General features: G+C 34.7%; 5 protein-coding genes and 1 pseudogene. 3 read left to right on the top strand and 3 right to left on the bottom strand.

Going from position 1 to position 7493, the window contains the following annotated elements; translation table 11 throughout:
• From A9G28_RS13650 to A9G28_RS10710, 3 genes and pseudogenes are all read left to right on the top strand, one after another.
• Positions 1-387 (top strand): annotated as a pseudogene (locus A9G28_RS13650) (hypothetical protein); the annotation flags it as partial.
• Between the two features lie 108 nt (positions 388-495).
• Complete coding sequence (locus A9G28_RS10715; protein WP_065580661.1) at positions 496-2019, top strand: hypothetical protein; 1524 nt, start codon at positions 496-498, stop codon at positions 2017-2019.
• A 17-nt stretch (positions 2020-2036) separates the two neighbouring features.
• Positions 2037-2705 (top strand): HD domain-containing protein, encoded by a 669-nt coding sequence (locus A9G28_RS10710; RefSeq protein ID WP_065566949.1) that lies wholly within the window; start codon positions 2037-2039, stop codon positions 2703-2705.
• 139 nt (positions 2706-2844) lie between these two features.
• Here the strand turns inward: A9G28_RS10710 and A9G28_RS10705 are convergent, their stop codons facing one another.
• The 3 genes from A9G28_RS10705 to A9G28_RS13645 all read right to left on the bottom strand — a co-directional run.
• The gene (locus A9G28_RS10705) at positions 2845-3768 is read right to left on the bottom strand and encodes an AEC family transporter (protein ID WP_065566946.1); all 924 of its coding nucleotides are present in this window, start codon (positions 3766-3768) and stop codon (positions 2845-2847) included.
• Between the two features lie 20 nt (positions 3769-3788).
• Positions 3789-6443 carry a bifunctional uridylyltransferase/uridylyl-removing protein GlnD gene (gene glnD, locus A9G28_RS10700; protein WP_065580660.1) on the bottom strand — a complete coding sequence of 885 codons (2655 nt, stop codon included), beginning with the start codon at positions 6441-6443 and terminating at the stop codon, positions 3789-3791.
• Positions 6444-6664: 221 nt separating this feature from the next.
• A partial coding sequence (locus tag A9G28_RS13645; RefSeq protein WP_176702148.1) for a hypothetical protein occupies positions 6665-7493 on the bottom strand: 829 nt, incomplete at its 5' end.

Raw genomic sequence — 7493 nt, 5'->3', positions numbered from 1 at the left:
AAAGTATACAGCTTTACGATTCAAAAATGGTTTATCGCAAGGAAAGATTATGCAGGTGTAAGTCAGTATGCTGACGCTAAACAATATTGCGAGCAGTTAGGGTATCAAGTACCTATCGTTAACCAACTGACTAATGCTAATTCCCGATATTGGAATCAAGGCTTAGCGGGTCAAGGTAACAACTACCAACGTCGTATTGGTGGTGGGCTTTTAGCTGAGTGGGGGGATATGCATGATTACCAATATCCTGGCAGCAATATGGAAAACTATGCTGTTTATTGGACTCAAAATACGTATCAAGCCGAACGACTCTATAACCTTGTGGTATATGCTAAGGATGGATCCTCTGGTGTTAGAACGTATGGAAGAACAGTTTGTGTAAATTAGTGATATACAGTTATGAACAATTAAATAAACCAGCAATAGCGAGGTACCCTTTTACAAAAATAATTGCACTAGTGTTTTGTATTTATGTGGATTTAAAGGAATAGTAACATGAAATCAAAAAAGCAACTGACGCTAATAAAAAAGAATAAAATAAAATCAGCTAGAAAGTTAACCTGTCGTTTTCCGTTTTTTTATGAGGATAAACAGTACTTGCTTTGTGATTTGTATTTAAAACTCACAAATAACCTAATCACCTTTAAATCAATTTTACCTTTTTGTTGTTTAACGGGGGTTAGCATTCCTTTGTTGGCTGATTTGCCCCAAGTTGAGCCTGTGACAACGGCAAACATCATTCAGGGCTCAGCGCCTTATTTAACATTTGATGGTGGACAAACTCAATCGTGGGATACGGATAGATTTTTAAATATCGAGCTACCTGATGGTAAAGTGCTAACCCCAAAAAACAATCCCTCATCTATAGCTAATCCGATATCATTGCCACGTGATGGTATAAAACTTAGTGATATTAAAACGCTTATTCCATCGGGTCAAAACGCTATTTCAATGACCGATTTGCTGAATAATAATGGTTTTTGGGCGGATAAAGATGGCGATGGTGATATTACCGCAACGGGGAATTTAACCATTACAGGTCGAGATGCCAATGGTACTGAAATGGGATTAGATGATACCTTTCAGGATTGCTATGCGCCATATAGTATCCAAATGTTTCATGATAGTTTTACCTTATCAACAGCTTATGGCTACCCTAATTCAACTCCGATGGTGTACAGTAATAATGTTATATATTATCTAAACCCACCTAAAGGCGCTTGTACTTATTCTGCCAAGCCCAACTTATTTTTAAGTAATAGTCGCAAAAATAATTGGGGTGGGTCGAATTATTCAGGGCCACCGAGTGAATGGGACGATGCAAAAGGCTTTAAACGTCAAGATTTAAATAATCCAGCATCAAACTTTCCAACCATGGGGGCATATGGGCTATTTTTTACCATGGATATGGTTGATAGCTTAGGCAGTGAGATGACGTTTGACAAGTCACCTGCTACATCGGGCATTGATTTAAATATAACGGGCAATGGCAACATTGCCAAGATTCGGTTAGTTGGACCCAAAGAGGGGGCTAGCGCTGCCGAGGCAGCAACCGCAGTACCGACGACCTTTATCTTATATTCCGATAAAGCCAAAACGAATAAAGTATATAGTTTTACCATTAAAAAATGGTTTATCGTAAGAAAGAATGATAATGGTATTAGTCATAGTTATGCTCAGGCTGAACAATACTGTAATCAGTTAGGCTATCAAATACCTACAGTTAATCAACTGACTAATGCTAATTCTCAATATTGGAATCAAGGTTTAGCAGGTCAAGGTAATAACTACCAACGCCGTATTGGTGGAGGGCTATTTTCAGAATGGGGAGAAACTTATGACTCTGTTAATATTAACTATGGCTACCCTGGTAGTAATTTCGCAAGTCATCGGGCTTATTGGACGAAAAACACATATAAACCTCCTTACGAACCCCTTATAAATCTTCAAGTACACTCTAATAAGGGAATGGTTAGTACTTGGGGTTACACGAGTTATGGCACGGTATGTGTAAATTAAAATTTCGCTATAATATTATGAATAATAAAACAAATAAGCATAAGCAGAGTGTTATTCAAGCCATACAAGCTTTTGTTAAACAAAAATTAGCTAATGACTTTTCGGGGCATGATATGGCGCATATTGAGCGAGTAGTGAGATTGGCCGAGCAGATTTTACAGCATGAACCAAAAGCGAATGCGTTTATTGTGATTGTGAGTGCTTATTTGCATGACGTGATTGATGAAAAAGTCGTTGCTGATGTAAATCAAGCTGTAATTGAGTTGCGTGATTATTTAATATTACAGGCGTTAACCGATAACGAAATTAAAATGATCTTTGACATTATTGAAAATATGTCATATCGAAAAAATCTTAATCAAAAAAAAGAATTATCATTAGAAGGGCAAATTGTACAAGATGCCGATCGCTTAGACGCATTGGGTGCAATTGGCATTGGACGCACTTTTTATTATGGTGGTAATAAGCATAATATTATGTACGATCCAAATATTTCCCCCCGAATGGCGTTGGATGAAGATAATTATAAAAGACCTAATACAGTTATTAATCACTTTTATGAAAAACTTTTGTTGCTTAAAGATATGATGAATACCCAAACAGCTAAAAAATTGGCTGAGCCAAGGCATCAATTTTTAGTTCAGTTTGTCGAACAATTCGAAAAAGAGTGGACAGGTAAGGAATAATTGCCCGCTATTCTATTGATTAAACAATAAGTAGGTTGTTGATAATGCTTTTAACTAGCCTAAAACTGCGTTTAGGCTTTTTTAAACTATTTAAAGGCTGGATTTACTAAGTTTGCTTGGTAAAGGTTGGTAACGGCGCTTAAAAAGGTATTGGCGCGCCAACAAGTGTTAGTACAATAGGTAAAGTGATTAAGCTTAATAATGTACTAACTAAGGTTGCGCTTGATACCAGTTCTGGGCGAGTATCAAATTGTACAGACATTAATGTGGTATTGGCAGCACTTGGCATTGCAGCTAATACAATTAATACTTGCTTATAAATTGGTAAAATAGGCATAAAATAAACTATACCACATGCAACCAAAGGTGAAATAACCATGCGGGTTAGCAATGAAAACAACAATTTTGGGTAATCAAGTTGTTTGATCTTTATTTTGGCTAGTTGCATTCCTAAAATAATCATAATCACAACAATTGAAGAATCACCAATCATAGCAATGGATGTCATTATTGATTTAGATAAAGGAATATGGCACAACTGAAAAATAATACCTAACAATGCCCCATAAGCAACTGGCATGCGAATAACTTTATTAATAACATCTTTTTGACTAACAATATCATTATGAGCACTGCCCTTTGCAGCGTAATAAATACCGACTGTGCTCATTACAAATTGTTGTAACACCATCATAATTACACCAAGATCAAATCCCACCGAACCAAAAAAAACCAAAAGTACCGGTGTACCGTAGTTGCCATTATTCATAAAGCATGCACTTAAAATCATAGCGCAACGCTCTTTAACTGAATATTTCATGAACAGCGACCAAATTGAGATGATAATGACTAATAAAAAACACAAGCCAAAAATATAACCAATATAAAATAGATAATCGGTAGTTAACGTATGGGTATAAAACGTTTTAAATGCCAAAAAGGGGGAAAGCACATAAAGTGACATTTTTGAAAGGTTGGCTACATCAAGTTTTAGTGCTTTTTGAGCGATGAACCCAACTATAAAAATACAAAAAATAGGAAATAAAATAATAAAAAATTGCATAAGCGATATCTTTAAGCTGATTAATTCATTGAATCAATAGTGGTTATTATTGATTCTCGTAATTGGTTACAGGTATTATCATCAAGCGCATTGTTATGTTTATCGGTTAAGATAAACAAATCTTCAATATGCTCACCAATAGTGGCAATTTTGGCACTCCTTAATGACAAATCTAAATTAGCAAATATTTCACCAACACAAGCAAGTAATCCTGGCATATCTAAGGCAATAAGTTCCATATAAGTTTGTCTTTCATTAAAGGCAGATAAGAAATTAACTTGTGTAGGTACAGAAAAAGATTGCAATCTTTTCTTTGGGGGTTTTATTCTCGCCGCTTGATAAACTGGTTGTTGTAGCGCTTTTTTTAGTGCGTTTATAATCCCTTGATGACGATCTTTTTGTATGGTTTGGCCATTAGGTTCTAATACAATAAACGTATCAAGGGCAAATCCTTTTTTATTTGTAATAATAAGTGCATCATGAATTGTTAAATTATGCATACTTAAGGTATTACAGACAGTGGCAAATAGATAAGGTCTATCGGGTGAATAAATAAAAACCTCACTACCACCATGATGTGAATTTAGGTTAATTAACACTAGTGTTTGAGATAAATCATGATGTAATAGATGTTGAACATGCCGTACAATTTGTTCTGTTGTATAACGTAAAAAATAATCTACCCGATAATCCAGCCAAAAATCGTTGATTTGCTGTTGATCATAATTTTCTGCAAGTAATATTGCGAGTGCTTCTTGTTTATGTTGGCGTGCAATACTGCGTTGTTCAGGAATTTGATGAATACCCGAGTCAAAGGAATGCATGGCAGTAAAATAAAGTTGGCGTATTAGGCTTTGCTTCCAGCTATTCCAAAGTGTTTCATTGGTTGCACAAACATCTGCTACTGTTAAACAAAGCAAATACTGTAAGCGACGTTTGCTTTTTACTTGTTGAATAAATCCTCGAATTACTGCTGGATCTTGTAAATCTTGGCTTTGAGCGGTAACAGACATCAGTAGGTGATAGCGGACTAACCAGCAAATTAAATCAATGTCTTTGGTTTCGAGTTCGTGCAACTGGCAAAATTTTTCAACAAGCTGTGCACCTATTTCAGAGTGATCGCCATGTCGGCCTTTACCGATATCATGAAATAAACCACTAATAATCAGTAGTTCCGGTTTAGATAATTTAGTAAACACAGTTGAACTATTAGGGTGCTTTCGCTTACCACTATCTGTTTTTAAGTTATCCAATTCAATTAGTAACCGAATCGTATGCTCATCAACCGTATAAGTATGAAAAAGATCAAACTGCATCATTCCAGCAATGTGCTTCCAATCTGGAATATAGGCGGCCAATATGCCATATTGATGCATGGGTAAAATAGCTTTTTTTATTGCATCGGGATGTTTGATAATCATCATAAATATTTGTCGAGATTTGGGATCTTCGCATAGCAAAGTACTTAATTTTCTTCTTGCCGAACGTAGCTGCCTAATGGTATTTGAATAAAGCCCGGTGATTTGTGGGTTAAGCAATATCGTATAAAAAAGCTGCATAATCATAACAGGATCTGTTTTAAAGAGATTATCATTTTTTATATCAATTAGGTTTTCTCTAATTTGGAAATGCTCATCAATATTATAAGATTTACTTTTTTGGGGATGCTCAAGTATAGATTCATAAAACAGTTGTAATAACATCTGATTAAGTTCTGTAATATTGTGTGCAACTCGGTAATAGTCATGCATCATTTTTTCTACTGGCGTATTGCCCTCACCTTTGTAACCTAGCATGTTGGCAATACTAAGCTGGCGATCAAATAACAGACGATTATCATAACGTGAAATGACGCAATGAAGCGCAAAACGTATTCGCCATAAAAACTTACGACAAGTTTTAAAGTCTGCAATATCTTCATGGGTTAAATATTTGAAATCAGCCATTTTTTGTAAAAATTCACCACCAAAATGACGAATTGCTATCCATTGAATAGTTTGCATATCTCGCAAACCGCCGGGGCTATTTTTTAAATCAGGCTCAAGATTATAAGAGGTGCTGTGATACTGCTTATGGCGTTCATGTTGTTCTTGGATTTTTGCCTTATAAAAAGCTCGAGAAGGCCAAATTTTATCGCTAAAAATTTGTTTATGTAGCTCATCTAACAATAATTGATTGCCCGAAATAAGCCTTGATTCAATCAAATTGGTCATTATGGTAATGTCGTTTTTTGCTTCTTGTAAACAAATTCTTAATGTCCTAACACTATGTCCTATATCTAAATGTAAATCCCATAACAAACGAACTAAATCACTAATCTGTTTTTCAATCTCTTTTGCCAACGGATAATCACTTAAAATCAAAATATCAATATCCGATAAAGGATGTAATTCAGCACGACCATAACCGCCAACAGCGATTAAAGCAATACGATTACGTTTAAAAAAAGAAGATACATGTTTAGGAATTTGATAAAAACACCATAGGCGCTCAAGCAAACGATCAATAAATTGACTACGTAAATAGACTAATATATCAATATCAACTTGTTGCTCAAATTGAATCATAGACCATTGTTGAAAAGCTTCAAGCTGCTGTTTTAGATAGCTGATATTTATTTGGTCATCGCTAAAATTAAGAGGAGAGATAGGGTAACACAAATGTGTTTTAGTCATAGCTATATCATTAATATCAAGACAATTCAATAGCTATATCGTTACCTGATTTTAAATGTCTGTCAAGTTACTCTTTTTTGCCATACTCAATGTATGATATAAAGAAAATATTCTGGTTAATATCATACATTTTTAATTTAAGTTTCTTTAAATTATTATTTGTACTTGTTAATCATGCAATTTTACCTCTACCAAAATGAAAATAAAAAATAAGTATGATACTAGCTCTGTTGTGTATTTTCCTCTTGCAGTATTATGTCAAAACCATCTGGGTTGAATGGTAAGTCATCATAAAGTTGAGGGGCGTTTTGGTCTTTAACCTCGTCAGTGGTTAATAATATATTGCCTTGATTATCCAGATATTGATTTTTTACATTACCATCGGTGGATATTTCAATATGGTTAGTTTTAATACCTTGTTGATTAAACCGCTCTAATATGGCAAACACTGTCTTATTTTTTAACAGTTTGAATGTCCTAATCGTATTCCCTTGGGCATCTTTAATGATTTGAGATGAGGGAAAATAACTGCCTTTTTCATACTCTGTTTCTATAACTAATTTAGGCACTAAATGGCTTTCAAGCACGGTTAATGTACTGCGAACAGGGGTGTTTTTTTTGTATGCAAATTCGGTTGTTAGCCACTGCATTCGTGTTTTTTTTACTATCGAAATGATTTTACCCATTTCTTTTTCAACACGGATATAAGTCGGTAAGCTTACTGCTTGCTCAACACTCTCTAATGGCGTTAACTGGTTTTTATCGCCCAATACATAAAAATAAACACCATTTTCTAATGGTTTAAATTGCGCTAAGGGGAATGTGAGCGGAGTTTGTAACCATTTTGTTTTATTAATTTTTTTGTATTGATAATTATCACCCATTTCTATTTCGATTAAATCACTGTATTTATTATTGGGCGATTGGTTCTCTGCTTGAATTAAAGTTAATGGAGCTTGATGTGGAAAGTTTTTATATCGCTCTGCCATAAAACCCGGAAAAGGTAATTGGTGGTAATAAACTTGCTTAGGTTTAATACCTAAATATTCG

The organism is Gilliamella sp. Fer1-1 (genome assembly GCF_001690825.1).
In the GTDB taxonomy this organism is placed as follows: domain Bacteria; phylum Pseudomonadota; class Gammaproteobacteria; order Enterobacterales; family Orbaceae; genus Gilliamella; species Gilliamella apicola_C.
Note: the sequence above shows the minus strand (reverse complement) of the source record. Positions and strands in the feature narration are given on the sequence as shown.

Bases quoted from the DNA above. Each gene is read 5' to 3' on its own strand.
- A9G28_RS10705 (WP_065566946.1), bottom strand. From the start codon at position 3,768: ATGCAATTTTTTATTATTTTATTTCCTATTTTTTGTATTTTTATAGTT.
- A9G28_RS10710 (WP_065566949.1), top strand. From the start codon at position 2,037: ATGAATAATAAAACAAATAAGCATAAGCAGAGTGTTATTCAAGCCATA.
- A9G28_RS10715 (WP_065580661.1), top strand. From the start codon at position 496: ATGAAATCAAAAAAGCAACTGACGCTAATAAAAAAGAATAAAATAAAA.
- glnD (WP_065580660.1), bottom strand. From the start codon at position 6,443: ATGACTAAAACACATTTGTGTTACCCTATCTCTCCTCTTAATTTTAGC.